The sequence below is a fragment of the Paraburkholderia sediminicola genome, assembly GCF_046026855.1.
GTDB classification, from domain to species: Bacteria; Pseudomonadota; Gammaproteobacteria; order Burkholderiales; family Burkholderiaceae; genus Paraburkholderia; species Paraburkholderia sediminicola_A.
In genome coordinates this window covers 1-23,921 of record NZ_JAQQET010000014.1, presented here as the reverse complement: position 1 = coordinate 23,921, position 23,921 = coordinate 1, and the positions used below count along the sequence as shown (strand labels likewise).

21 protein-coding genes are annotated in these 23,921 nt (G+C 61.6%); 12 read left to right on the top strand and 9 right to left on the bottom strand.

Annotated features, from left to right (window positions below; all coding sequences use genetic code 11):
- The first annotated feature begins 105 nt into the window (after window positions 1–105).
- From PQR40_RS16955 to PQR40_RS16930, 6 genes are all read left to right on the top strand, one after another.
- Window positions 106–1,089, top strand: coding sequence for a helix-turn-helix domain-containing protein (locus PQR40_RS16955; protein ID WP_408225602.1), 984 nt, complete (start codon window positions 106–108; stop codon window positions 1,087–1,089).
- Window positions 1,090–1,994: 905 nt separating this feature from the next.
- Entirely contained in the window at window positions 1,995–2,714 is a 720-nt protein-coding gene (locus tag PQR40_RS16950; protein WP_408225599.1) for a PAAR domain-containing protein, read from the top strand.
- 2 nt (window positions 2,715–2,716) lie between these two features.
- Window positions 2,717–3,295 carry a PAAR domain-containing protein gene (locus PQR40_RS16945; RefSeq protein WP_408225596.1) on the top strand — a complete coding sequence of 193 codons (579 nt, stop codon included), beginning with the start codon at window positions 2,717–2,719 and terminating at the stop codon, window positions 3,293–3,295.
- Window positions 3,292–3,870, top strand: a complete 579-nt coding sequence (locus PQR40_RS16940; RefSeq protein ID WP_408225593.1) for a lysozyme — start codon at window positions 3,292–3,294, stop codon at window positions 3,868–3,870. Before PQR40_RS16945 ends, PQR40_RS16940 begins: the two co-directional genes overlap by 4 nt.
- Window positions 3,854–4,264, top strand: coding sequence for a hypothetical protein (locus tag PQR40_RS16935; RefSeq protein WP_408509438.1), 411 nt, complete (start codon window positions 3,854–3,856; stop codon window positions 4,262–4,264). Before PQR40_RS16940 ends, PQR40_RS16935 begins: the two co-directional genes overlap by 17 nt.
- 138 nt (window positions 4,265–4,402) lie before the next feature.
- Window positions 4,403–4,543, top strand: a complete 141-nt coding sequence (locus tag PQR40_RS16930; protein ID WP_166618355.1) for a hypothetical protein — start codon at window positions 4,403–4,405, stop codon at window positions 4,541–4,543.
- 47 nt (window positions 4,544–4,590) lie between these two features.
- Here PQR40_RS16930 and PQR40_RS16925 read toward each other — a convergent pair whose 3' ends face one another.
- The 4 genes from PQR40_RS16925 to PQR40_RS16910 all read right to left on the bottom strand — a co-directional run bounded on the left by PQR40_RS16925 (window position 4,591) and on the right by PQR40_RS16910 (window position 9,799).
- A complete protein-coding gene (locus tag PQR40_RS16925) occupies window positions 4,591–6,075 on the bottom strand; it encodes an MFS transporter (RefSeq protein WP_408225587.1) in 1,485 nt (494 codons plus the stop codon).
- A gap of 245 nt (window positions 6,076–6,320) precedes the next feature.
- Window positions 6,321–7,598, bottom strand: a complete 1,278-nt coding sequence (locus PQR40_RS16920; protein WP_408509437.1) for a CaiB/BaiF CoA transferase family protein — start codon at window positions 7,596–7,598, stop codon at window positions 6,321–6,323.
- Window positions 7,595–8,572, bottom strand: coding sequence for a hydroxymethylglutaryl-CoA lyase (locus tag PQR40_RS16915; protein ID WP_408333051.1), 978 nt, complete (start codon window positions 8,570–8,572; stop codon window positions 7,595–7,597). The genes PQR40_RS16920 and PQR40_RS16915 overlap by 4 nt, the downstream gene beginning before the upstream one ends.
- Window positions 8,573–8,905: 333 nt before the next feature.
- On the bottom strand, window positions 8,906–9,799 hold the full coding sequence (locus PQR40_RS16910; RefSeq protein ID WP_408225578.1) for a LysR family transcriptional regulator: 894 nt from the start codon (window positions 9,797–9,799) through the stop codon (window positions 8,906–8,908).
- A gap of 319 nt (window positions 9,800–10,118) precedes the next feature.
- On the opposite strand from PQR40_RS16910, the gene PQR40_RS16905 reads away from it, so the two are divergent.
- Entirely contained in the window at window positions 10,119–10,772 is a 654-nt protein-coding gene (locus tag PQR40_RS16905; RefSeq protein ID WP_408225575.1) for a LysE family translocator, read from the top strand.
- 166 nt (window positions 10,773–10,938) lie between these two features.
- A complete protein-coding gene (locus PQR40_RS16900; RefSeq protein ID WP_408225572.1) occupies window positions 10,939–11,727 on the top strand; it encodes a sulfite exporter TauE/SafE family protein in 789 nt (262 codons plus the stop codon).
- A gap of 114 nt (window positions 11,728–11,841) precedes the next feature.
- On the opposite strand, the gene PQR40_RS16895 is transcribed toward PQR40_RS16900, so the two are convergent.
- Together PQR40_RS16895 and PQR40_RS16890 are read right to left on the bottom strand one after the other, a co-directional pair.
- The gene (locus PQR40_RS16895) at window positions 11,842–12,090 is read right to left on the bottom strand and encodes a hypothetical protein (protein WP_408225570.1); all 249 of its coding nucleotides are present in this window, start codon (window positions 12,088–12,090) and stop codon (window positions 11,842–11,844) included.
- 341 nt (window positions 12,091–12,431) lie between these two features.
- The gene (locus PQR40_RS16890; RefSeq protein WP_408225567.1) at window positions 12,432–12,785 is read right to left on the bottom strand and encodes a BON domain-containing protein; all 354 of its coding nucleotides are present in this window, start codon (window positions 12,783–12,785) and stop codon (window positions 12,432–12,434) included.
- 649 nt (window positions 12,786–13,434) lie between these two features.
- Here PQR40_RS16890 and PQR40_RS16885 point away from each other — a divergent pair.
- From PQR40_RS16885 to PQR40_RS16875, 3 genes are all read left to right on the top strand, one after another.
- Complete coding sequence (locus PQR40_RS16885) at window positions 13,435–14,922, top strand: TAXI family TRAP transporter solute-binding subunit (protein WP_408225564.1); 1,488 nt, start codon at window positions 13,435–13,437, stop codon at window positions 14,920–14,922.
- Window positions 14,923–15,155: 233 nt separating this feature from the next.
- On the top strand, window positions 15,156–15,800 hold the full coding sequence (locus PQR40_RS16880; RefSeq protein WP_408509436.1) for a 2-hydroxychromene-2-carboxylate isomerase: 645 nt from the start codon (window positions 15,156–15,158) through the stop codon (window positions 15,798–15,800).
- Window positions 15,801–16,044: 244 nt separating this feature from the next.
- Entirely contained in the window at window positions 16,045–17,025 is a 981-nt protein-coding gene (locus tag PQR40_RS16875) for a LysR substrate-binding domain-containing protein (RefSeq protein WP_408225558.1), read from the top strand.
- Between the two features lie 117 nt (window positions 17,026–17,142).
- On the opposite strand, the gene xdhC is transcribed toward PQR40_RS16875, so the two are convergent.
- Genes xdhC through xdhA form a run of 3 tightly spaced genes read right to left on the bottom strand, consistent with a single transcriptional unit; the run spans window position 17,143 to window position 21,673 of the window.
- The gene (xdhC, locus tag PQR40_RS16870) at window positions 17,143–17,709 is read right to left on the bottom strand and encodes a xanthine dehydrogenase accessory protein XdhC (protein WP_408390676.1); all 567 of its coding nucleotides are present in this window, start codon (window positions 17,707–17,709) and stop codon (window positions 17,143–17,145) included.
- Window positions 17,710–17,749: 40 nt separating this feature from the next.
- Entirely contained in the window at window positions 17,750–20,116 is a 2,367-nt protein-coding gene (gene xdhB, locus PQR40_RS16865) for a xanthine dehydrogenase molybdopterin binding subunit (protein WP_408225552.1), read from the bottom strand.
- Between the two features lie 27 nt (window positions 20,117–20,143).
- Entirely contained in the window at window positions 20,144–21,673 is a 1,530-nt protein-coding gene (xdhA, locus tag PQR40_RS16860) for a xanthine dehydrogenase small subunit (RefSeq protein WP_408509435.1), read from the bottom strand.
- A gap of 389 nt (window positions 21,674–22,062) precedes the next feature.
- Between xdhA and PQR40_RS16855 the strand changes: the two genes are divergently transcribed.
- Entirely contained in the window at window positions 22,063–23,274 is a 1,212-nt protein-coding gene (locus tag PQR40_RS16855; RefSeq protein WP_408225546.1) for an MFS transporter, read from the top strand.
- Window positions 23,275–23,921 lie beyond the last annotated feature (647 nt).

Sequence of the window (23,921 nt, the reverse complement as noted above, 5' to 3'; positions counted from 1 at the left end):
TGTGTGCCTCGGATGGGTCGCTCCAACACTGCGACGTAATTTTTTTTTCGCATACACTGATCCGCACGAGGCTTTCGGGGAGCGCCAACAGAATCGGGAGAAGCTATGCAGCCGGTCAATCAGACAAGCAGCGCCGTCGAGATTCACTGTTGCCGGAACATCGACGAGCAGGCGATGTTGCTCGACGCGTGGAACCAGAGCTATTGCCAGATTTCACGCGGCGCCTTCGACGGCTCGGTGAGTTCGTTCGTCGCGGGCGGCGTGCGGGTGTTGGTGGAACGCCTGAACCGCACGGTCTATCAACGCGGCCAGGTGGCGCTATCCAAGCTGGCGGTGGGCATTCCATTTCAGCTTGAAGGGCATGCACTGCTGTGCGGACAGACGAGTCATCGTGACGGACTGCATGTGTTTTCCGGCGACGGCGGGTTCGAGTTTTTATCGCCCGACAAACACGTCGTGGTGAATCTGGAGATCGAGCCTGGTGCGATTGCCGATGAACTGGTCCGCGCGCAGCTCGATGGAATTACGTCGCTACTGGGCGCGAGGCCTGGCGTATTGAATGTCGATCCTGCGAGATTGCAGGGTTTTCGCGAAGTACTCAAACAATTGCTCGACGCAGTGGCTGCAACGCCGACTTTGCTCGATGACGTTGGCGTGGCGGCGTCGTTCGAGAAGTCGGTGATATTCGGTCTTGCCGAGGCATTGCAGGGGATGCGAAGTGCCGATCCGCACGGGAATGTCGAGGCACGTACGGCGCGGAACTGGCAACTCGTGCGCGGGGTTCGCGAGCTGGTTGAAGAGTCGCCCGATTGCCCGCTGTCCGTGGCGGAATTGTGTGCCCGGTTTCGCGCGAGCCGGCGCACATTGCAATATGCATTTGAGGATACGCTTGGGGTGAATCCTTCGGCGTATATGCGAGCTGTTCGGCTCGATCATGTGCGGCGGGAATTGCGGGGTTCCGGGTCTGTTACCGAAGTCGCTACGCGGTGGGGGTTCTGGCATTTTGGGAATTTCTCCAATGAGTATCGGGGGCAGTTTGGGGAGTTGCCATCGGAAACTTGGCGGCGTAGCAGAAGCCGCGCAGGTTGAAGTTTGGTTTGTGCCTGCGCGGCGCTTGTTCACCTGTGCGCTTACGGCTTTGGCCGTTCCTTGAATTGTTAGTTTAGTGGTCTATTAGCGTCGCCCCTGTGCAGGGCAATGCTCTCAACTGATATGACTTTCCGTGTCAATCGGGATCGGTTTTCGTTTTCCATCCATAGGCGCGTAAATTTCCTGAGGGCGACGTAGCAGTAAGTCTCGACGGTGAATCACACTGATATCCGCGGGTTAGTCACCGCATTACAGAGGTCCGTCTCATGAGCCTGCCGCTTTCTTAAGTCGCAAATCGGGCGGCGCCCGTTGCGAAGTTGAGCCGCGGGTTACTCGGGTACCGGGCTACGCCGCCTTCAGGAAACTCCTCCAGATGTTCTTCAGCCGTTCAATGATCGCGCGCTTACGCTGCCTGTGGGGTCCGCGGTATGGCGAGCGACATGGCCAGCCTGTTGATGTCCCACATGAAACCGGCCAGTTCCCGGGTAGCGCGGTGCATCACGACGGGCCGTCAAACCCGCGCCGTTTTGTGTAACGGCAGGAACAATGTAAATCACCTGTTTTTGGGGACGATCAACCAAACAGGCTAGACACGCGAACTATAACCAATCTTTACATTTTCCCCGCGGACGGTGTGCGCCTGCGCGGGTCGAGCAAATCGCCAAACGCATCTTCGATACTGAGTATGTGTTCCTGCGTCCCTTTTTCCCGGCCACAAAAACCAGAGCAAACGCACCTTTAATCGGGTTTACAACAATCCCGCCACCATCTGTAACGTTTCATGCAATTGCTCATGCGCCCTGAATCGCATTGTTATCTTTTCGGATCTGTCTTATGGCAGTCGCGTTCAAACGCAGCGAGTCTCGGCAAATTGGTCTTGTTCAACCACTAGCAGGAGACAGCACATGAAAGATAAGCAGAGCAAAGAAATCAAATATCTGTTTGCGACGATTGGTTCGTTAACCGCCCGCGGAGGACGTGTGACCACAGCGACAGGCGGGGCGTCTTACTGCGGCCTTGGCCTAGCTTGTGTCGGCGATATTGTGACATACGCCGACGGCAGCGAGGCGGTGATTGTGGACGGCGCGGGTTTTATGTGTGTGATGGATGGTCGCCCCGCTGCATTGGTCGGAAGTAGTCTGAGCAATGGTGACCGCATCATTGAGACGCTATGGGAAAACGCCTATTTCACAGTACCCGAAGGCGAAACCATCGCAGGTCTGTTCGATAGCGACTATGTTCCGTCACCTGATACCGCACCACTCTGGCGCTTTGCAGTCACAGGAGCAACAACGCGTCGAGGCGGTGTGCTGCGCGAGGTAACTAGCACGTTTGAAGTCCGCGATACCAGCCGCAAGGCGGCATGTACGGGTGACTTCATCGAATACTCCGATGGCACTCGCGCGCAGATTATCACGGGTGTCGGCTTACCGGACACGCCTCACTTTCGACCGCTCGCAGTAGTGGGAAGCATGCTGGACAACGGCGACGTGATTACTGACAGCCCGCACCGCGACGGGCACGCGACCAGCTTCGTGCCGATGTACGCAGACGTCGTCGCCGCCACTCACTACCCGGTCACCGGAGAGACCGGCTTGTTCGTAGGCTACAGAGCGGAGGTTTAACAATGCCCATCTATTACGCGGTAGTCGAAGGCGATCCACTTGATAACGGCGGCAGCAGTTATGTGGTTACGGGCAAAGACAATTGCACGATCACGGACGACAACGGACGATCCAGGCGCGTGACCTACATTGGACATGAGGCCTGGTGCGACAAATGTAAAAGTGCGGGGAGGATCGTTCCGGGCGTGTTCCCTGTTTCAGTCAGGCGTCCATACAGCAGCGAACTAGGGCAAGACATGGCCCTTGGTGGCGACCATGTGCTGTGCAAATGCATGCCGCATCCCCGTATCGTTTCCGTTTACGGACGGCGCTCCCGACTCATCGACGAAGGAAGGCCCGATCTTACAGGCGTTGCGCGCTCAGAAGAAAACGGCAGCGCATGCACCGGCCACCATGACGAACAGTTCGTGCTGAAGGATACGCACGGCCAGCCTTTGCCAGAGACCTACTACTCGATCCGTCTTCCGTCTGGCGAGTTCCAGCATGGAGTAACCGACTCGCAAGGGCGAACGGCGCGCTATCGGACAGACCACGCAAGGAATATCTCTATCCATCTCGGCCATTTGCAAGGTGCTCAATGACTCAACCACTTGCAACTGTAGTGACGAACACAAACCCAAGCTCGTCTGTCACGGTCTACACCCAGCGACTGGGCAAGCCATGGGTAGTGTCCGATGACGGGCTTTCCTTTATGGCAGTGTGGGAGTCCGGCATACTGAATGGTACAAATTTTCAGGGGCACCACGTTACAGATGGATTTATTCTAAAGGCGTACCGCGACAACGTTGGCATTCCAACGGTCGCCTGCGGGCATCGCATCGTGCCATCGGACCATATCGAGGTCGGGCAGACAATTTCGCTTGAGCGCGCGCGAGACTTCAAGAAACACGATGTAGCGCGAATGGAGCGTCGTTTGAACGACGACGTGCGTGTACCCCTCTTTCAATTCGAGTATGACGCTCTGGTAAGCATCGTTTATAACTGCGGGCCAAATTCTGGAGCCGATGAGATAATTAGGAAGATCAACACAGGAAATTACAGTGGAATGTTCGATTTCATTCTAACGTATCGCATCGGCAGCAATCCGGGGCTTCCTCCGCGCCGTTATTCGGAAGCGCGCCTTTTCGCATCGGGGATCTATGATGCATCTCACTAGGCAACTCTCCGCAGTTATTGTCCTCGCCATATCTTCTCACTGGGCATTGGCGAAGACAGACCCAGAATGTTTGAAGCACTTGGGCGGTGGCTTTTCCGATGCGCAATGCTTCGCCGGTTTGCAAGCGGATATGATTGAGGAAAACAAACTGTTGTACAAAAAAATACGTTCAAAAATCCCGGCCGGCAACGGGCACGCAGAAGTGCTTGACGCCTATATGGCGGCGCAGGATGACGGGGTGAAATTCTGCGAGTTGCAGCGCGACGCGGGCGCAGGATGGGAGACTAACCCAGACGGTTCCATGTATCCCGCGTTATACCAACAGTGCGTATTCGACCTGCGCAAAGTTCAAAACAAGTTCCTCACGGATCTGCTAACAATGGCAAATTGGTAGCAGAATTTACCCCGCTTCGACCAGACGAAAGCGCCGCACAGGCAAAAAAACCAAAATCCCTCCCATAAACACAAAATTCAGCGCAGACTATCCTACTGCTCCCTCTCGGAGCGATAAAAGCCTATTGAGGAGCCCATCATGGCAAAAGGTCAAATGCGCAGTAACCGCGAAGTAAAGAAACCGAAGCAGGCCAAGAAACCTACACCGGCCACGACGCCGTCGGGCGCGCCGCCGATCCGCGTGGCGCCGACCGTTTCGGCAACGCCCAAGAAGCATTAAACGAGCAGGCCCGCCCCGCCAGGCGGGCATCATCCATCCGCAAAGCACTACCTGGAAATATCCTCCAACGCGACACCCCGCGTCTTCGGCCCAAGCGTTCCGATAGCCAGCATCACCACCACCATTGCGCCTGAAATAAACACAAACACCCCGTTCACGCCAAAGCGGCTCAAACATCCCGCAATCACAAACGCGGACAACATCGCCGAAATCCGGCTCCACGAATAAACAAATCCCACTGCTCTCGCCCGGATACTCGTCGGAAATAGTTCGGCCTGATATGCGTGATAGCTATACGAAATAATATTGCCCGCCAACACAAGACATACTCCCAGGCTCACCAGCAGTACCGTCTCCCTCGCCTGGCTGAACAGCAACCCGCACACCACGTTCACCGCCGCCATGCAGATAATCACCGTCTTACGCTCGAAGCGGTCGGCAATCAGCATCCCCAGCAACGGTCCAAGCGGCGCCGCGATCGCAATGATGCTCGCGTACATCAAACTCGTCGTGACGGTAATACCCTGCTTGATCAGCAACGTCGGAATCCAGTTCGCGAAGCCGTAATAACCCATCGTCTGGAACACGTGGAAAATGATCAACATCAGCGTGCGTTTTCGATACGGCGGCACCAGCAAGTCGCGAAACGCCGCGCGCGCACGCACCGGTTCGGGCAACGCCGGCTCCGGCAAAGGCCGTCCATATTCGCGTTCCACACGCGCTTCGAGTCGCTTCATCACGGCGTCGGCTTCTTCGATGCGGCCTTTCTGTGCGAGCCAGCGTGGACTCTCCGGCAAACGCAAACGAATCCACCACACCACGATCGCGCCCGTCACGCCGGTCAGCACGACCAGACGCCAGCCATCGAGGCCGAAATAACGGTGCGGCACCAGCAAATAGGACAGAAACGCGACGATCGGCACCGCGCAGAAACCGACTGCTTGCGAAAAGGCCGACGCGCGGCCGCGCACGTGCTTCGGTACGAGTTCGGAGATGTACGTACCGATCGTCACGATCTCCACGCCGATACCGATCCCCGCGATGAACCGCCAGAGATTGAGCCCAAGCGCCGTGTCCTGGAACGCCATGATGATGTTGGCCGCGGTGTACCACAGCAGCGACCATGTGAAGATTGCGCGCCGGCCGAAGCGGTCGGCGAGAAAACCGCATGCCGCCGTGCCGATAAAGAGGCCCGCGAATAACGCCGCGATGAAACTCGCCACGCCGCTGGTGCCGAACAGACCATGCGTCGTCGCGGTGAGAATGCCGCTGCGCACGAGGCCCGGCGCGATGTAGCCAGAGAACATCAGGTCGTACAGTTCGAAGAACAGGCCGAGGCTCAACAGCATCACCAGTTGCCAGATGGAACGCGTGGCGGGCAAGCGGTCGAGCCGCGCGGAAATGCGTGCACCCTCCAGCGCGATTTCATCAGCGCGGGCGCCTGCCGGTACATCGACGCCCGAGGGTACATCCCCCAGCGTGCCTGCATCGCCGACCGCTGTCGCATATACCGCATGATTCGACGATTTCATCGTCAGTCTCCGTTGTCGATCGGAGTTAGCGCTTTAGCGCTTACTCCGATCCCATGCAAAATGGTTGCTGAATTCCGGTCTGACGCCGGATGAGATTTGATTAACTACGTTCGACACATCGGGCCCCTGCGACGCAATGGCGCTACGCCCAATCATTCGCGCGGGCGCTTTATGGGCCGCTGCTTCACGACTCTTCGGCCGCTACAGACATGCAGCTTTGGGTGCCGCCCCAAGAATTGCTACCCTCACGCCGCTTCCCGCGGCGTTTGCGCCACGCCGCCGCCCAACTCCGCGATCTGCGCTTCGTCGTAGCCCAGACCACGCAGCACGTCGGCGGTGTGCTCGCCGATCTTTGCGATCGGCTGGCGCGGTTGCAGGCGAGCGCCATCCATCGAAATCGGCAGCAAGGGCATCGCGGTTTCGCTTCCGTCGTCCAGGGTCAATCGCGCAAGGCCACCGCTCTCGTTCAGATGCGGATCGTCGAACAGGTCTTCGGGTTTCGTGATCGACGCGAACGGAATGTGGTCGCGTTCGAACAGCGGCACGAGCGCCGCACCTTCGCGGCGGCTCAAGGTTTCGCCAAGCGTCTTCAGCAACCATTCGCGCGCCAGTACGCGCTCGTTGTTGGTCGCGAGGCGCGGGTCGGCCAGCAGATCGGCACGATCGAGAATCGCGCACAGCGCGCGCCACTGGCCGTCGCCGGTCGCGGCGATAAACATCTGCTCGTCGTTGGCAAGCTGGAACACGTCGTAGACAGCCCATGCGCTGATGCGCTCAGGCATCGGCGCAGCGGGCACGCCGGTCGCGGCGAACTGCTGCATGTGTTGCGCGGAGAGCAGCACGCAGTTTTCGAACAGAGCGCTCTGCACTTCCTTGCCGCGTCCGCTCGTATGCCGTTCGTGCAACGCGGCAAGCACACCGATCGCGCCGAACATGCCGCCCATGATGTCGTTGACCGAACTGCCCGCGCGCAACGGACGGCCTACCGGTCCCGTCATGTAGGCGAGGCCGGCCATCATCTGCACGACTTCGTCGAGCGCGAGACGATGTTCGTATGGACCGTTCAGAAAGCCTTTGTGCGAGACATAGATCAGCCTGGGATTGCGTTCGTGCAGCGACGCGTAATCGAGACCCAGGCTCGCCATGCGTCCCGGCTTGAAGTTCTCGACGAATACATCCGCGGTGTCGACCAGCTTGTGCAGCGCTGCCAGCCCGGCTTCGCTATCGAGATCGAGCGCGACACTCTTCTTGTTGCGGTTGAAGGTGCGAAAGAATCCTGCACCTGTGCCGAGCAAACGGCGCGTACCGTCGCCGCGCGGCGGCTCGACCTTGATCACTTCAGCGCCGAGGTCGCCAAGAATCATCCCGCACGTCGGCCCCATCACCATATGCGACAACTCGACCACGCGAATGCCAGCGAGCGGCAACGCGCCCTGCTGTTCCGCCGACGAAGCAGGTGCGGACGAAGTTGACGTAGAAGAAGCAGGTGTCGAAGGAGCAGACGTAGAAGAAACCGGATTCATTGCAGCACCTGTGATTCGGAAGATTCAAAACGTTGAGCAGCGGCACTGAACTGCTTCGGCAAACCGGCACGCGCCAGATAGCCGTACAGCGGTTCGCCAGGCAATCCATCGGCGAGGACGTCGCGCGACGCGATGAGTCTGGTGAGGTCGATGCCGGTGTCGTAGCCCATGCTGTCGAGCATGAACACGAGGTCTTCGGTGTTCACGTTGCCGGTCGCGCCCGGCGCATGCGGACAGCCACCGAGGCCGGCCAGCGATGCGTCGAATTCGCGGATGCCGTGCTGCAGCGCCATCAGCGTATTCGCGAGACCGAGGCCGCGCGTGTCGTGGAAATGCAGCGAGCGCAGCTTGCTGCCCGCGACCTCCCGCACCAGTTCGATGATTTCGCCGACCTGGCGCGGCGTTGCTTCGCCGGTGGTGTCGCCGAGGGCGATGACATCGGCGCCCGCCTGCAACGCGGCACGCGCAATCGCGGCGATGTCGGCATAAGGCACCCCGCCTTGCAGCGTGCAGCCGAACACCGTCGACAGACCGGCGATCAATTCGACGCGCCGCGTGTTCGCGCTAGCAGCGCAATCGATCAGCTCGCGCATCGCGGCAAATGCCTCGATCATCTCCGCGGGCGTCTTACGAACATTGGCAAGGCTATGCGCCCTGCTCACCGAAATCGGCGCGACGATCCGATGCACGCCGGAGTCGAGCGCACGTTGTGCGCCCTTCAGGTTCGGCACCAGGGCCGTCACGATCAGATCGTCGTAGGTGAGCGCGTGGGCGATCACATCGTCGGCGTCGGCCATTTGCGGCAGCAGCTTCGCCGGCACGAACGACGCGACCTCCATATGTCGCACGCCGGCAGCATATGCGGCGTCGATCCAGCGCCGTTTGAACTCGGTGGGCATCGTGCGAGCGATGCTTTGCAGGCCATCGCGCATGCCGACTTCGGTCACGACGACGCGTTCCTGGGTGTCACTCATGGTCTTGAATCCCGGTCTCGAATCTTGCGTGGAATGCGGAAAATGAAGCAGATGAGTGACAGCGTGCCCGCGTGCGGCCGCGCAGCAAAGTCTGCGTTGACGACGCACTCCATCGCCACTCGCGATGGCGGCAGAGGCAAGCGGGACGGGCGTGCGCCGTCGCAAAGGGGAAACCCTTACGGGCTTGTCAGAAGGTGCCGGGAAGACGTTGTGAGAGCGTGCAGAGAATGGCGGGGAACGTTAGGGCGTGCCTGGGAGGGACGCTGGAAGAGCGCTCAGCATGCATTCAGAGGGCGTCCCGGCTGCGTCCAGAAAACAAACCGCAGCCGGCATTCAGACCGAGCGCAGCAAGTGATCGAGTAAATGCGACGCCGTCAACGTCAGCGCATTGCGATCGCGCATGCAGATCACGAAGCGGCGCTCTGCCCATGCTTCCTGCAAGGGCACGGCGACGATGCCGTATTCGTCGGCGGCATGCCTGGGCAACGCTTCGCTTGGCAGGATCGCGACGGCAAGGCCTGCCTGGATAAACCGATAGGCGGCATCGAAGGTCGATACATAGGTTCGATAGTTGAGCTCGCTGCCTTTTTCCACCGCAATGCGCTGCATGAGCGCGTTCACCGACGCGTTCGATGCGAGCCCGAGATGATCGAATGCCAGGGTTTGATCGAAACCGATTGCTGCCTCACCGGCCAATGGATGATCGCGCGGCACAATCAGCGCGAGATGATCGGAGCGATACTGCAGCACATCGAGACTGCCCATCGGCACCACATCGCGGCAGATGCCGAGATCGGCCACTCCCTCTTCCAGACCGCGTACGATCTCGGCGCTGACGCGCTCCTCGACATCGACGCGAATCTGCGGATTGGCCTTCAGAAATACCGACAGTGCCTCGGGCAAAAACTCGACCATCGACGACACATTCGCCAGCACCCGTACATGACCGCGTGCGCCGGCCGCGTATTCGCTGAGCTCCGCCTGCAAACGCTCGTGGCCGCGCATGATGAGCCGCGCGTGCCTGAGCAGCGCCTCGCCGGCCGCGGTCGCGCGCACGCCGCGCTGGCTGCGCGAGAGCAGCGCAACGTCGACCAGCGCTTCGAGATCCGCCAGGCGCTTGCTGACCGCGGAGGGTGCGATGAACTCGCGTTCAGCCGCGCGCGCGATCGTGCCTTCTTCGCAGACAGCGATAAAGAGGCGCAACGTCACCTGATCGATTTGCCACATGAACGGACGTGCCCCGGGTGTTTGAAGTGGGAAAATTATGCCCGAGGAAGGCGTCGGCCGAGCCCGCCCCAGGGTATCCACGGCCCGCACGCTGGTTTGTCCCGTCGATCGCGTGCTGAGTTGCGAAGGTCGATCATGTGCCGAACGGCGTAGTTCGCAGTTGTGCCAGGGTGCGCTGCCTGATCCTCGCAGCCTTGCCCAGGATTTTCGGTCTGGCTATGCTTGAGGGCACGTCGGCCTGATGCCCGCCGGCAAGCATGCGAAAGCGCAGAACGCGCGACTATACCCACGAAGCAGAACAACCGATAAAGGCTGTCCCATGTCCACCACCAGTCTCTTCGTCACCTCAGCGGGTGTCGGCCTCGCGATTGCCGCGCCGGTCGGACCAATGGGCATGCTTTGCATCCGCCGCACGCTGACCGGCGGTCCGCGTGCGGGGCTGGCGATCGGGTTCGGCATCGCGAGCGGCGATGCATTCTATGGTCTGATCGCGGCACTCGGTCTGGTCGGCATTTCGCAGTTCATGCTCGCCTACGACCGGCCCTTGCATCTGATCGCCGGCCTGTTTCTGCTTTATCTCGGCGTGCGCACGCTGCTGCAGAAACCGCCCGCCGACGCCGCAAACGGCAACGGCGACGGCGACGGCGACGGCAAGCTCGCACAGGTGGGCCGCGCCGGCGCACTGCGCGCGTATGCCAGTTCGTTGCTGCTCACGTTGACCAACCCACAAACCGTCATCATGTTCGCCGCGCTGTTCACGACGCTCGCGCCGCGTGGCGCGTTTTCGTCGAGCATCGCGTTGACCACCGTAGGCGGCGTGTTTTGCGGTTCGATCGCGTGGTGGTGTTTTCTCGTGACCGTGGTGTCGCTCGCGCGTCATGCGATCGGCAGCAAGCTGCGCGTTGCGATCGACCGGATCGTCGGGATCACGCTGGCGGCCTTCGGCATCGTCGAGATTCGCCGCGCGCTTTGAGTGGGATTCAGACGCTTGCGTACGCAAGCTCGGCAGTTTTGCGACAATAGCGGCTTTCGCCGCGCCGCCGCGGGCGTCGTCGACATTCGCCGACGCCCGAAGGCAAGCGCGCGCCGGCCTTGCCGCCTAACCTGTCCAACCCACCCGACCGTCAGCGGTCTGCTCAATGGCTCTTCCCCACATCGATCTGCTGTACTCCGTCTCCGGCCTGTTCGTCGGCTTTCTGGTCGGACTGACAGGCGTTGGCGGCGGCTCGCTGATGACGCCGATCCTCGTCCTGTTGTTCAACGTGCATCCGGCCACCGCGGTCGGCACCGATCTGCTGTACGCAGCCGCCACCAAGGCGACCGGCACCCTCGTGCACGGGCTGAAAGGCTCCGTCGACTGGCAGATCACACTGCGCCTCGCGGCCGGCAGCGTACCTGCGGCGACGATCACCTTGATCCTGCTGCATCGTTACGGAATGGACACCCCGGGCACGAGCCGGCTGATCCAGATCGTGCTCGGCGCGGCTCTGCTGGTGACAGCCGTGGCACTCATATTCCGTCCGCAACTCGCGGCGCTCGGCACGCGCCGTCAACGCGCTCCCAGCCAGGGGCGCACGCTCGCACTCACCATGCTGACCGGCGCGGTGCTGGGCGTGCTGGTGTCGCTGACGTCGGTGGGTGCGGGTGCCATCGGCGTGACGGTGTTGTTGCTGCTGTATCCGCTGCTGCCGACCACGCGCATCGTCGGCTCCGATATCGCACATGCGGTGCCGCTCACGCTGCTGGCGGGCGCGGGTCACTGGCTGCTGGGCTCGGTCGACTGGTCGATGCTTCTGTCGCTGCTGGTGGGATCATTGCCGGGCATCGCGATCGGCAGTTATCTGTCGTCGCGCGCGCCGGACGCGCTGCTGCGCAATGTGCTCGCCGCCACGCTCACGCTGGTCGGCGTGCGCCTCGTGCTGGCGTGAAGCGGGAGTCCTGACCGTCGGTCCTGACAGGCGCCCTTGGCAGGTGGTTTGCGTTGGCGGCTTGAAGTACCAGCCTGAGGCACGGACAAAACCGCCAGCACACCCAGACCACGTCTATTTGAAAAACCTGCAGGTCAGATCAGTCTCGAACTGTCTGACCCATTGGCCGTGATGGTCGTGATAGCACTGCGCCCAGCCGCCGCGTCGAATCGTGACAAGGCGCTCGTGCGCGGCGTCGCCCGGGTCCGGGCAGGCGCTGATGTCGAAATGCGCCGGCGCAAAACCGTGCCGCGCGCACACCAGTTCGAAAGCCGCCCGATCGCCGATCGGCAGATCGGTATAGCGCAAAAGCGTGGTTTCCATGGCGTTGACTCCGGTTCCACTTGCATCACAGTACGCTTCGCGACGCGTCAATTGTGTGTCACAGCGTACAGACGGACCGTTGCGGTGCAGGGGTTCAGCACGGAACGGGTCTGAACCATCATCATCGCTTCAAAAATCACCGCCACGAAAAATAAAGCGAAAAAAAAGGGCTCTGGCTATTCGCCGGAACCCTCACGCTGGCATGCATCACGATGGCGCATAGCGATATGCGTGATGCATGCACCTTCCGATACAGCCCTGAGCGCCTGCAGGCGCCTCACGCGCTCTGGCAAGCGGCTTAATGGCAGACCGCTTATCGCGGCCTGCTCACTGCTGCCGTTTTACTGCTGAACAACGGTCAGCTTGTTCGTCACCGACGTCACGCCAGCAACGCCCTTGGCCGCTTGACCGGCAGCGTCGATCTGACCTTGGTCAGGCACCGAGCCTGTCAGCGTCACCGCACCGCCACGAGCACGCACGGCGATGTTCGAGACGTCGATGCCTTGCGCCTTGGCAAGCGCGCTGCGCACCTTGCGACCCAGTTGGCTATTGGCCTTCTTGCCGGCCTTGGCGCTTGCAGCCGGCGTTGCGGTCGTGCCCGTCGCCGTTGCATCGCTTGCCTGAGCGTACACATTGCACGCCACCACCATCGCCACGACCGAGCCCAGCGTTTTCAGAAAACCGACCGATTTCATAGTTTCTCCTTAGCTACACATTGGACCGCATGTACAAGCGGTTTCGTTACGACTACGGGCGACCATGCTGCGGACGCGGCAAAACGCGGCCCAGCGACGGCCAACTATGGCTGCAACACGGTGTGCGAGAGGCGAGAGAGGCCGGCCGCCGTTAGTCGCACGATGCCACGCATGCGATGCGGTACGAGAGCCGGCAAGCCGCGAAGTCCGCCAGCGCGCCCGGTTCTTGTCTGTCTTGCCGGGTCACGCCGCGCAAACGTCTGATCGCGGCAGCGATCCACAATTTAATCTAGCCGCGCCAGAAGCGCAAAGGGTTTAGTCATACAGCGGTGTTGACTGCTGCTTGCCGTGGGGGCCTGGATCGTGTTTTTCATGCGCCGTTCATATTTGGGTCCGTGGCGGGTTCATCCGCCGTTCATGGGCCGTTCACGAATTGTTACGGGTTTGACAGCGCCCGCCCAGGCCGGACACTGCGCCGCCGCGCGATTCTCAGGTACCATCGGCGCGACATGCCCTGCCGCGCGGCTTGTGCGTCTTATGCGTATTTTGCCGCGACCTGCCCGGCACGGCGCAGAGGCCTTGCCCCGGTTCGCGCGCCGCAGAGCGCCGCCCCCCTGTTCACTTTCGACCGTAGCCGTCACGTCACCCGATGAAGCCAGCCACCGGCCGCAAACGCCCTCCCCGTCTCGTCGCCCGTTTCGTGGCGATCTCCTGGCGCGATCTGGCGGTCTCATTCGGACCGATCCTGCTGATCGCCGTCGCGGCGATCTGGGTCGCCGTGCGTCTGATCCAGCCCGCCCCGCCCAGTACGCTGACGATCAGCGCCGGCCCCGAAGGCAGCACCTTCTGGAATGCGGCGCAGAAGTACAAGACGATTCTGGCGCGCAACCGTATCACGCTGAACGTGTTGTCCTCGGAAGGCTCGCTGCAGAATCTCAAACGGCTCTCAGACCCGAACTCGAACGTTGACGTCGGCTTCGTGCAGGATGGCGTCGCGCCCGGCCCGGTGAACGAGGGCTTGATGTCGCTCGGCAGCGTGGCCTATGTACCGCTGGCGATCTTCTATCACGGACCGACGGTCGCGCGCCTCTCCGAATTCAAGGGCTTGCGGCTTGCCGTCGGCGCCGAGGGCAGCGGCACACGTGAGCTGGCGCTCGCGCTGCTCAAGGCAAACGGCATCGTGCCGGGCGGCCCGACCAAACTGCTGCCGCTCTCGGGCGACGACGCCGCCCAGGCACTCGTCGCCGGCAAAATCGACGCGGCTTTTCTGGCCGGCGATTCGGCGCAACCGGCGGTGATGGGCAAGCTGTATCGCACGCCGAATGTGCAGTTCTACGACTTCACCCAGGCCGATGCCTACACGCGCCGTTTTCCGTATCTAACGCAGCTCGAGATGCCGATGGGCGCGTTCGACCTCGGCAAGAATCTGCCGTCCGCACCGATTCATATGGTGGCGCCGACCGCCGAACTGGTGGCGCGCGACTCGCTGCATCCCGCGCTTTCCGATCTGCTGATCGAAGCGGCGCGCGAGGTCCACGGCAAGGCGAACGTCATGCAGCGTGCCGGCGAATTCCCCGCGCCGCTCGCGCACGATTTCCCGATCAGCGACGACGCTGCCCGTTACTACAAGTCAGGCAAGAGCTTCCTCTACCGGGTCCTGCCGTTCTGGCTGGCAAGTCTCGCGGACCGGTTGCTGGTGGTCGTGGTGCCGTTGATCGTGCTGCTGATTCCGGCGCTGCGTCTCGTGCCGGCGCTATATGCATGGCGGGTGAAATCGCGTATCTACCGCTGGTACGGCGCGCTGATCGCGATCGAACGAAGCGCGCTCAGCGAGCACTCGGCCGCCGAACGCGCGTCGCTGATCGAGCGGCTCGATACGATTGAAGAGTCGGTGAACGGTCTGAAAATGCCGCTTGCCTATGCGGATCAGTTCTACGTGCTGCGCGAGCATATCGGTTTCGTGCGCGAGCGGCTCACGCATAACCGCGAGGCCCAGCGCGAGGCAGCAGCCGAACCCGGCGACGGGCCGCAGCCGCCCGAGGCCGGGCGCGCATCAGAAGACGATGACGCCGCTGAATCACCTGAGGCGCGCGGAGCCGCCGAAGCAGACGAGCCTCCGGCCGGCCGCCCCGCCTAGGGACTCAATCGACGCGCACAGTCGGATTCCACGTCTAGCTGGAGTGGCTGCGCCCAGCCTGATTTGACATCGGCCGCCACGAAGGCGCCGCAACCGGGTTCGACGTCCGCCGTACCGGCCGTCGTCGGCCAGAAACCAAACGGTGCAAGCGGCGGCCGCACCGCGTAAGATCATTACAATTCCGACGGTCCAGCAGACGGCACCGGTCGGAACGGGCAATTCGGGAGACATTTATGACCGTTGGCATCGACGCCAGGCAACCGCAGTGGTTTTACGACTTTGTCTCGCCGTTCACCTACCTGTTGCTCGAGCAACACGACAAATGGCCGGGCTTCGACTTCGCGTTTACGCCGGTCGTGCTGAACGACCTCTATCACCACTGGGGCCAGCGGCCCGCTTACAGCGTGCCCGCCAAACGCACCTTTCTGTATCGCCACGCGCTGTTTCGCGCGGAGCAACTCGGCATTCCGTTCAAGATGCCGCCGGCCCATCCGTTCGAATCGATGAAGCCGCTCCTGCTCGCCACCGCGGCGAAGGGCGACATCAGCTTCGTGCGCGAGATTTTCCGTTTCATCTGGCGCGAAGGCCGCGATCCGTCGAGCGATGCAGCGTTCGCCGAGCTGTGCGAGCGCGTCGGTATGCCGGATGGCCCGGAACTCATCAAGAACGAAGAAGTGAAGGCGCAATTGCAGCGCAACACTGCGGATGCAATCGATCTGGGCGTCTACGGCGTGCCGACCTTCCGTCTGAACGACCAGTTGTTCTGGGGCGAGGACGCGTTGCCGATGGTGCTGTATTGCGCACGCACGCCGAACTGGCTCGACTCGAAGGAAGTGAAGCGGATCAGTTCGCTGCCGTCGGGTCTCACGGATAATTAACGAAGGCAAACCGTAAGATTCGTGCAAGCACGCATGCCTCGCTTGCGTCTTCGCATGTCTTTTCAGACGTGATTGCGTCAAAAAGGGCGTCCTGATGCCGGCCATACCGTGCCCGCTATGCCGCCACACTGCAAACGGGCCTAAGGTTATAACCTTTGCGCCCCACACTCGCGATCTGACTCGCGGGCGGCTCCGACCGACGCTTCATCCGGGCCCGACCTGCTTGCATCGCCTCGCCTAAACCATGGACGATTCCGCCGCCTCCCTCGATATCTGGCTCGTGCGCGTGCTGCGCACGCTGATCGTCGAGCGCAGCGTCACGCAAACCGCACTGCGTCTGAATCAGACCCAGCCCGCCATCAGCACCGCGCTGCGCAAACTGCGCGAGACGCTGAACGACCCGATCCTCGTGCGCGGCAAATCGGGCATGGTGCCGACCGAATACGGCGAATCGTTGCTGGCCTCGGCGCAACGTGTGCTGCGCGAAGTCGATTTCGTTGCGACGCCGCACGGCGACTTCGATCCCGGCCGCTCGCGCCGCACCTTCCGCGTGGCCGCGCCGGATTATCTGAACGACTTCTTCATGCCCACCGTAATCGCGCAGTTTCGCGAAGCGGCGCCGCATGCGCGTCTGGAGATCGATTCGCTAAGCCCGATGCTCGACCATTCGGCCGCGCTCGATGCCGGCGAACTCGATCTGGTGATCGGTAACTGGCCGAAGCCGGATCTGCGTTTCGAGCGCAGCGACCTGTTCTCCGACACGGTGGTGTGCCTGATGCGCGCCGACCATCCGCTCGCACGCACGCCGATGACGCGCGAAGCGTATCTCGCCGCGCCACATCTCGCGCCCACGCCTTATAGCGGCGCGAGCGGCGGCGCCGTCGACATCGGATTCGCACGGGCCCGCGCCGAGCGGCGCATCGTCGCCACGCTGCCCTACTTCGGCCTCGTACCACAAACGCTGCTGCAGTCGGATCTGATCTTCACGACCACACGCCGTTTCGCGATGCACTATGCGAGCATCCTGCCGCTTGCGGTCGTCGAAGTGCCGATTCCCTTTCCCCGCATCAAGTGTTATCAGCTATGGCATCCGCAGCCGGACCGGCCGAGCGATGTTGGCTGGCTGCGCACGTTGATGTCTCAAGTGTCGGACGGATTGGTCGCGCAGAAGATCCGGCGCGCGAAACGGCCGGCGAAAAAGGAAACGTCAGCCGCGACGGGCTGACGTTATGGTTCGAAGTCTGGCAGGGTGAGCGCTCTACGTGGCGCGCCTTTATCTTGAGCAATTCAGGTTACGGTCCTGACGTCGAACTCCTTGCGCCAGGCGCCTCGCTCTATCTACTCACACGCTCGCGTAAAGCTTCTGCGTCACTGCCTGCGCCGCGGCCTGCCGCGTACGAATCTGCAGTAATTCGGCGCACACCGCAACCGCGATTGCCGCTGGCGCTTTATCGACAATGCCGGTCACGCCGATCGGGCAAGTCATCTCCACCAGCCGATCCAGATCCACGCCGCGATCCAGCAAACGACGCTCGAATTTCACGCGTTTGGTCTTCGAACCGATCATGCCGAAGTAGGTGAAATCGCGCCGCCGCATGATGCGTGCGGCGAGCGAAAAATCGAGCGCGTGGTTATGCGTCATCACGAGGAAATACGCGCCGGGCGGCGCCGTGTCGACGATTGCATCGGGCGTGTCGGTTGCTTCGACCTGCACGTTGGCCGGCGTTTCGTCGGGGAACAGTTCGTCGCGCTCATCGACCCACTGAACCACGCACGGCAAGCTGCCGAGCAGCGTGACGAGCGCATGGCCGACATGCCCCGCACCGAACAGCACGATGTGCATCGGCGCTGGTCGCGGTGCTTCCACGGCGCTGCGCCGGCCGATCTGAACGGAAGAGAAGTCGTTCATCGCGATCATTCCAGTTGGTTTCGATATTTGCACGCAACGCCTACTGCCGCGCCGCCGCGACGGCCGCCCGTACTGCGCCGACTGCCTTCAAGATTTCCTCGCTGGTCGCGGGCGCATTCAGCGGCGGATTGACCTTGTGGTCACCCACGGCCGACACGGCATCGCGCACGGCAAAGAACACCGAGAACGGCAGCAGCAGCGGCGGCTCGCCGGTCGCCTTCGAACGATGGATGCTGTCCTCCGCATTGCGGTTCTTGAACAGGCGCACACGGAAATCGGGCGGCGTATCGTTGACGGTCGGAATCTTGTAGGTGGACGGGGCGTGCGTCATCAACTTGCCGCCGGTGTTCCACCACAGTTCTTCGGTCGTGAGCCAACCCATGCCCTGAATGAACGCGCCTTCCACCTGACCGACGTCGAGCGCCGGATTCAGCGATGCGCCCACGTCATGCAATGCGTCCGCGCGCAGCACGCGCATTTCGCCGGTCAGCGTATCGATCACCACTTCCGATACGGCCGCGCCGTACGAGTAGTAGTAGAACGGCCGGCCTTGCAGCTTCGATTGATCCCAGTAGAGCTTCGGCGTCGCGTAGAAGCCGTCCGACCACAACTGGACGCGCGCAACGTAGGCCTTCGCGATCACTTCTTCGAACGGCACAATCATCTCGCCGACCACCACGCGGTCGTGCACGAAACGCACTTCCGAGGCGCTCACCTGCCCCGCGCCGAAACGCTCGGCGGCAAAGGCCGACAGACGTTCGCGCAACTGGCGCGCAGCATCTTGCGCCGCCTTGCCGTTCAGGTCCGAACCGGTCGATGCAGCGGTCGCCGACGTATTGGCGATCTTGCTCGTGTCCGTTGCCGTGACGCGGATGCGGTTAAAGCCGATGCCCAGTTCATGCGCAACAACCTGCGCGACCTTCGTGTTCAAGCCCTGGCCCATTTCGGTGCCGCCGTGGTTCACCAGCACCGAACCGTCGGTGTAGATGTGCACCAGCGCGCCGGCCTGGTTGAAGTGGGTCACGTTGAACGCGATGCCGAACTTGACCGGCGTCAGCGCCAGTCCCTTCTTCAGTACTTCATTGTTCGCGTTGAACTCGTTGATCTCCGCACGGCGCGCGCGATATTCGCTGGTGGCTTCGAGCTCGTCGATCAGTTCGTGAATCACGTTGTCTTCGACCACCTGACCGTACGGCGTCTGGTTGCGCTCGGTCTTGCCGTACAGATTGCGACGGCGCACGTCGAGCGAATCCTCGCCCACCGAACGCGCGACGTTGTCCATGATGTACTCGATCGCGAACGCGCCTTGCGGGCCACCGAAGCCGCGGAACGCGGTATTCGACTGCGTGTTGGTCTTGCCGCAGAAGCCGTCGATCGTCACGTCGGACAACCAGTACGCGTTGTCGAAGTGGCACAGCGCACGTGTCATCACCGGACCAGACAGGTCGGCGGAAAAGCCGCAACGCGAGGTCATGTCGACCGTCACGCCGTCGATCACGCCCGTGTCGTCGTAGCCCACTTCATACGTGTAGTGGAAGTCGTGACGCTTGCCGGTGACCATCATGTCGTCATCGCGGTCCGGGCGCAGCTTGACCGGGCACAACAGCTTCCATGCGGCCAGCGCCGCGCAGCACGCGAACAGACCCGATTGCGATTCCTTGCCGCCAAAGCCACCGCCCATGCGGCGGCATTCGATCAGCACGTTGTGCGACGCCACGCCCAATGCGTGCGCAACCATGTGCTGCATTTCGGTCGGGTGCTGCGTCGAACAGTAGACGTGCATGCCGTCGTCGTCCTTCGGCACCGCGTACGAAATCTGGCCTTCCAGATAGAACTGTTCCTGGCCGCCGAGCAGCATCTCGCCAGCTTCGCGACGCGCCGCACGCGCGATCTTCGTGCCGGCTTCGCCACGCGCGAGTTTCATCGGCGGCAAGACGTGCTGATTCGCGGCGCGGGCCTGTTGTGCGGTGAGAATCGCAGGCAACTCTTCGTAGACAACTTCAGCGCGGCGCGCAGCCAGACGCGCGGTTTCATGCGAAATGGCGACCACGATGAACATCGGCTGGCCGACGTATTGCACGAGGCCGTCCGCGAGAATCGGATCGTCGCCATGGATGATCGGGCCGACGTCGTTGACGCCGGGGAAATCCTCGGCGGTGAAGATCGCGACCACGCCAGGCGTGGCGCGCACTTTGTCGAGCGACATCGAGACGATCTTCGCGTGCGCTTTCGGTGACAGGCCAAGCGCGGCGTGCAGCGTGCCGGCGAGCGTCGGGATGTCGTCGGTGTAAGTGGCGCGGCCGCTCACGTGCAAATGTGCGGACTCGTGCGGACGCGAGACGTGGACCTGGGTAAAGTCGTCGAGGTCCTGAAGGTCTTTCAGGAACGGTTCGGCTTGCTGATTCATTCTGGTGTTCTCCGTATTCGTGGCGTCTCAGGCGCTCGCGCCAGCCGGGGCGCAGGCAGCGGCAACTGCACGAACATCCAGCGCGCTCCTGGGCAGCGGATTGTTCGGACGCGTTTCGAGCCAGAAGCGGTACAACGTGTTCTTTGCCGCTTCAAGGCGGTAGTTGCTGGTCGCGCGCATATCGCTAAGCGGCGCGTAGTCGTTGCCGAGCGCGAGCATCGCGGCCTGCGCCGTAGCTTCGTGCCATTCGGCGTCGCGCAGCACGGCTTCGGCGTGCGTCGCACGCTTCGACGTCGCGGCCATGCCGCCGAACGCGATGCGAGGCTCGCGGACCATGTTGCCGTCGGCGATAAAGGAGAACGCGGCGCACACCGCCGAGATATCCGAATCGAAACGCTTCGACAGCTTGTAGGTGCGGAACTGCAGGTTCTTACGCACACCGGTGCGGGTCGGCACCTTGAGGCCGACAACGAACTCATGCTCCGCCATGTCCTTCTTCTGATACGCGAGGTACAGGTCCTCGAGCGGCATTTCGCGTTCGATCTCGCCGCCGCGCACGATCACATGCGCGCCGATCGCGATCAGGCCAGGCATCGAATCGCCGATCGGCGAGCCATTCGCGATGTTGCCGCCGAGCGTGCCAGCATTGCGGATCGGCAACGACGCGAAGCGTTGCCACATTTCGTTGAGTTCCGGGTATTGCTTCGCGATTTCCGCGTACGCCTTTTCCACGCTGACGCCCGCACCGATCTCGATCCAGTCGTCATTGGTTTCGAGCTTTTGCAACTCGGCGATCTGGCCGACGTAGACGATGTTGCCCAACTCACGCATCAGCTTGGTGACCCACAGGCCGATGTCCGTGCTGCCAGCAAGAATACGGGTGGCCGGTGCGGCCTCCTTGATCTTCGCGAGTGCGTCGACGGTGCGCGGCGCGGCGAACTGCTGGCCTGCGTGCTGGTAGTTGAACGTGTCCTTGCGTTCGAGCGTGGCGAGCGTTTTCGACAACGCTTCGACGTTGACCGGCGCTTTCGGCGCGGGGGCTTCGAACATGCGAACGGCCGCGTCGACGATCGGACGATAGCCGGTGCAGCGGCACAGATTGCCGGTCAGCGCATTGCTGATGTCGTCACGCGACGGCACAGTCTTGTTCGCGCAGCTATGTTCGTGACCGTGCTTCTCGTACAGCGACCACATCGACATCACGAAACCGGGCGTGCAGAAGCCGCACTGCGAACCGTGACACTCCACCATCGCTTCCTGCACCGGATGCAGCGAGCCGTCCGGCTGACGCAGGTCTTCGACGGTGAAGAGCGCCTTGCCGTCCAACGTCGGCACGAACTGGATGCAGGCGTTGACCGCCTTGAAGTCGACGCCGCCCGCCTCGTTGCGCTCGCCGATCACGACCGTGCACGCGCCGCAGTCGCCTTCGGCACACCCTTCCTTGGTGCCGGTGCAATGCACGTCCTCGCGCAGATACTGCAAGACGGTGCGGGTGACGGGCGCATCCTTGATCTCACGGATCGCGTTGCGGTGGTAGAAGCGAATCGGCTCAGTCATGTCTCGTTACTCTCAATGTTCTGTGTCCGTGGGGACGTGCTGCGATGATGGTTCGAAAACTATCACCGTCAATAAATACAACCCATAGCAGGGATCGCATGCGGGACATATCCGCGAAACGATATAGAGATAGTTTTGAGGACCGGTTGGCTTATGTTGATTCGTCCGTTTTGCCATATTTTTATATAAATTGAAGCTTTATAGCCATAAACAATCAGGGTCATTTCACCCGAGGTGCATCAAACGGCCGCCCGCAAAGGGTAAAAACCGACCACTATAAAGATCCGGCACCTTTATTTGGGCACCAAAACTATTAAGCGACTCCTGCAAGAGAATCGGTTCCATGGGAAAATCACGCCTTTCCGCCGTTTTCAAGTCTCGTTTTCCCCATGTCCACCGACTCAGCGACACCTCGCAGCGAATTTTCGACGACCATGCAGATCATTCCGGTCGTTTTTTTCACGTTTCTTTGCTATCTGACGATCGGGATTCCGCTCGCCGTGTTGCCTGGCTACGTGCATGACGATCTGGGTTATAGCGCGGTGCTGGCCGGCGCGGCGATCAGCGTGCAGTACCTGGCGACGCTGGCATCGCGGCCGCTGGCCGGCCGTTCGGCCGACACGTTGGGGCCAAAGCGAACGGTATCGATCGGTCTGCTGGGTTGCGGCGCGAGTGGGATTTTGTTGCTGCTGGCCGTATTGTGCGAGCGCTGGCCGGTGTTGAGCCTGGGATTGCTGGTGTGCAGCCGTCTCGTGCTCGGCTTCGGTGAAAGCTTGTGCGGCACCGGCGCAATTTTGTGGGGTATTGGCCGGGTGGGCACGAGCAACAATGCCCGGGTGATTTCGTGGAACGGTATCGCGACCTATGGCGCGCTCGCGGTCGGCGCGCCGCTCGGCGTGGCGATCGCGCACACAATCGGGTTCGCCGCACTGGGCATTCTGGTGATTCTGCTGGCGGCACTCGGTTTTTATCTGGCGCGACCAATCGCCCCTGTGCCGATCGTGCATGGCGAGCGGATGTCGTACCGGAGCGTGTTCACACGGGTGCTGCCGCACGGCATCGGGCTGGCGCTAGGCTCGGCCGGTTTTGGGTCGATTGCAACGTTCATTACGCTGTTTTATGCCGCGCGTCATTGGCCCAATGCAGCTTTGTCGTTGACTGTTTTCGGCACGCTGTTCATCGGCGCGCGCCTGTTGTTCGCCAACACGATCAAGGCTTACGGTGGGTTCCGGGTCGCGATTGCTTCGTTTTCGTTTGAATGCGCCGGGCTGTTGTTGTTGTGGCTGGCGCCTGAGCCGCATATCGCCCTTGCGGGGGCGGCTTTGACCGGATTTGGGTTTGCTCTGGTGTTCCCTGCCCTGGGCGTTGAAGCCGTGGGGCTCGTGCCGCCCGCCAGCCGTGGCGCAGCCTTGTCGGCCTATTCGGTGTTTCTCGATCTGTCGCTGGGGATTACCGGGCCGTTGGCCGGGTATATCGCTGGGGAGTTCGGCTACGCGCAGGTGTTTCTTTTTGCAGCGGTAGCTTCCGCGCTGGCAGTCGTGCTGTCGACGATGATGTATCTGCGCAATTCGCGAGCGCCGACTGCACCTGCTGCGCTGTGACTTTTTTTTGCCCGCCAGGCGGGTTGTTTGTCTGTTTGCCTACGGCGGTGGCCTTTCCTGTATCTGACTTTTGGGCCTTTCCCTGAATTCTTAGTGGTCTATTAGTGTTCGCCCCTGTGCGGGGCGGCACTTACTTCTCTTTGCCGCCGCCGCAAAGAAAGATAAGCAAAGAAAGCGGCTCACCCCGCTAATTCTTAAGCGGGTCCCCCGCGCAGTTGCGGTAGTGGCGCATCTGGAATCTGTGTTCTCGCACATTCCGCGTGAGTGACAAGGGCGTCATACTTCCGGCGGCGCTGCGCGCGCCGACGCGCACCTCTCAAAACCGATTGCTGTGTTTTCGCACTCGTGCCTCATCGGCATTTTGCCGAGACGAAGCCGATGGCTTCCTCCGTGCTGAAACGAAGCCCAGGTTTCTCACACAACTCCGTCGTGGCCGAGGCGAAGCCGATGGCCCCCACCACGCTCAAACGAAGCCCTTGGGTTTCCCATGCACACCCATCCGCGACGCACGCGGTGCGGAGTGGGAGCGGATGACGGCTTGGTCACTGACGCGGAGTGTGCGAGGGCACGGATTCCAGATGTACCACTACCGCAACTGTGCGGGGGACCCGCTTAAAAATTGGCGGTTTGAGCTGCTTTCTTTTGCC

Bases quoted from the DNA above. Each gene is read 5' to 3' on its own strand.
- PQR40_RS16955 (WP_408225602.1), top strand. From the start codon at position 106: ATGCAGCCGGTCAATCAGACAAGCAGCGCCGTCGAGATTCACTGTTGC.
- PQR40_RS16950 (WP_408225599.1), top strand. From the start codon at position 1,995: ATGAAAGATAAGCAGAGCAAAGAAATCAAATATCTGTTTGCGACGATT.
- PQR40_RS16945 (WP_408225596.1), top strand. From the start codon at position 2,717: ATGCCCATCTATTACGCGGTAGTCGAAGGCGATCCACTTGATAACGGC.
- PQR40_RS16940 (WP_408225593.1), top strand. From the start codon at position 3,292: ATGACTCAACCACTTGCAACTGTAGTGACGAACACAAACCCAAGCTCG.
- PQR40_RS16935 (WP_408509438.1), top strand. From the start codon at position 3,854: ATGATGCATCTCACTAGGCAACTCTCCGCAGTTATTGTCCTCGCCATA.
- PQR40_RS16930 (WP_166618355.1), top strand. From the start codon at position 4,403: ATGGCAAAAGGTCAAATGCGCAGTAACCGCGAAGTAAAGAAACCGAAG.
- PQR40_RS16925 (WP_408225587.1), bottom strand. From the start codon at position 6,075: ATGAAATCGTCGAATCATGCGGTATATGCGACAGCGGTCGGCGATGCA.
- PQR40_RS16920 (WP_408509437.1), bottom strand. From the start codon at position 7,598: ATGAATCCGGTTTCTTCTACGTCTGCTCCTTCGACACCTGCTTCTTCT.
- PQR40_RS16915 (WP_408333051.1), bottom strand. From the start codon at position 8,572: ATGAGTGACACCCAGGAACGCGTCGTCGTGACCGAAGTCGGCATGCGC.
- PQR40_RS16910 (WP_408225578.1), bottom strand. From the start codon at position 9,799: ATGTGGCAAATCGATCAGGTGACGTTGCGCCTCTTTATCGCTGTCTGC.
- PQR40_RS16905 (WP_408225575.1), top strand. From the start codon at position 10,119: ATGTCCACCACCAGTCTCTTCGTCACCTCAGCGGGTGTCGGCCTCGCG.
- PQR40_RS16900 (WP_408225572.1), top strand. From the start codon at position 10,939: ATGGCTCTTCCCCACATCGATCTGCTGTACTCCGTCTCCGGCCTGTTC.
- PQR40_RS16895 (WP_408225570.1), bottom strand. From the start codon at position 12,090: ATGGAAACCACGCTTTTGCGCTATACCGATCTGCCGATCGGCGATCGG.
- PQR40_RS16890 (WP_408225567.1), bottom strand. From the start codon at position 12,785: ATGAAATCGGTCGGTTTTCTGAAAACGCTGGGCTCGGTCGTGGCGATG.
- PQR40_RS16885 (WP_408225564.1), top strand. From the start codon at position 13,435: ATGAAGCCAGCCACCGGCCGCAAACGCCCTCCCCGTCTCGTCGCCCGT.
- PQR40_RS16880 (WP_408509436.1), top strand. From the start codon at position 15,156: ATGACCGTTGGCATCGACGCCAGGCAACCGCAGTGGTTTTACGACTTT.
- PQR40_RS16875 (WP_408225558.1), top strand. From the start codon at position 16,045: ATGGACGATTCCGCCGCCTCCCTCGATATCTGGCTCGTGCGCGTGCTG.
- xdhC (WP_408390676.1), bottom strand. From the start codon at position 17,709: ATGAACGACTTCTCTTCCGTTCAGATCGGCCGGCGCAGCGCCGTGGAA.
- xdhB (WP_408225552.1), bottom strand. From the start codon at position 20,116: ATGAATCAGCAAGCCGAACCGTTCCTGAAAGACCTTCAGGACCTCGAC.
- xdhA (WP_408509435.1), bottom strand. From the start codon at position 21,673: ATGACTGAGCCGATTCGCTTCTACCACCGCAACGCGATCCGTGAGATC.
- PQR40_RS16855 (WP_408225546.1), top strand. From the start codon at position 22,063: ATGTCCACCGACTCAGCGACACCTCGCAGCGAATTTTCGACGACCATG.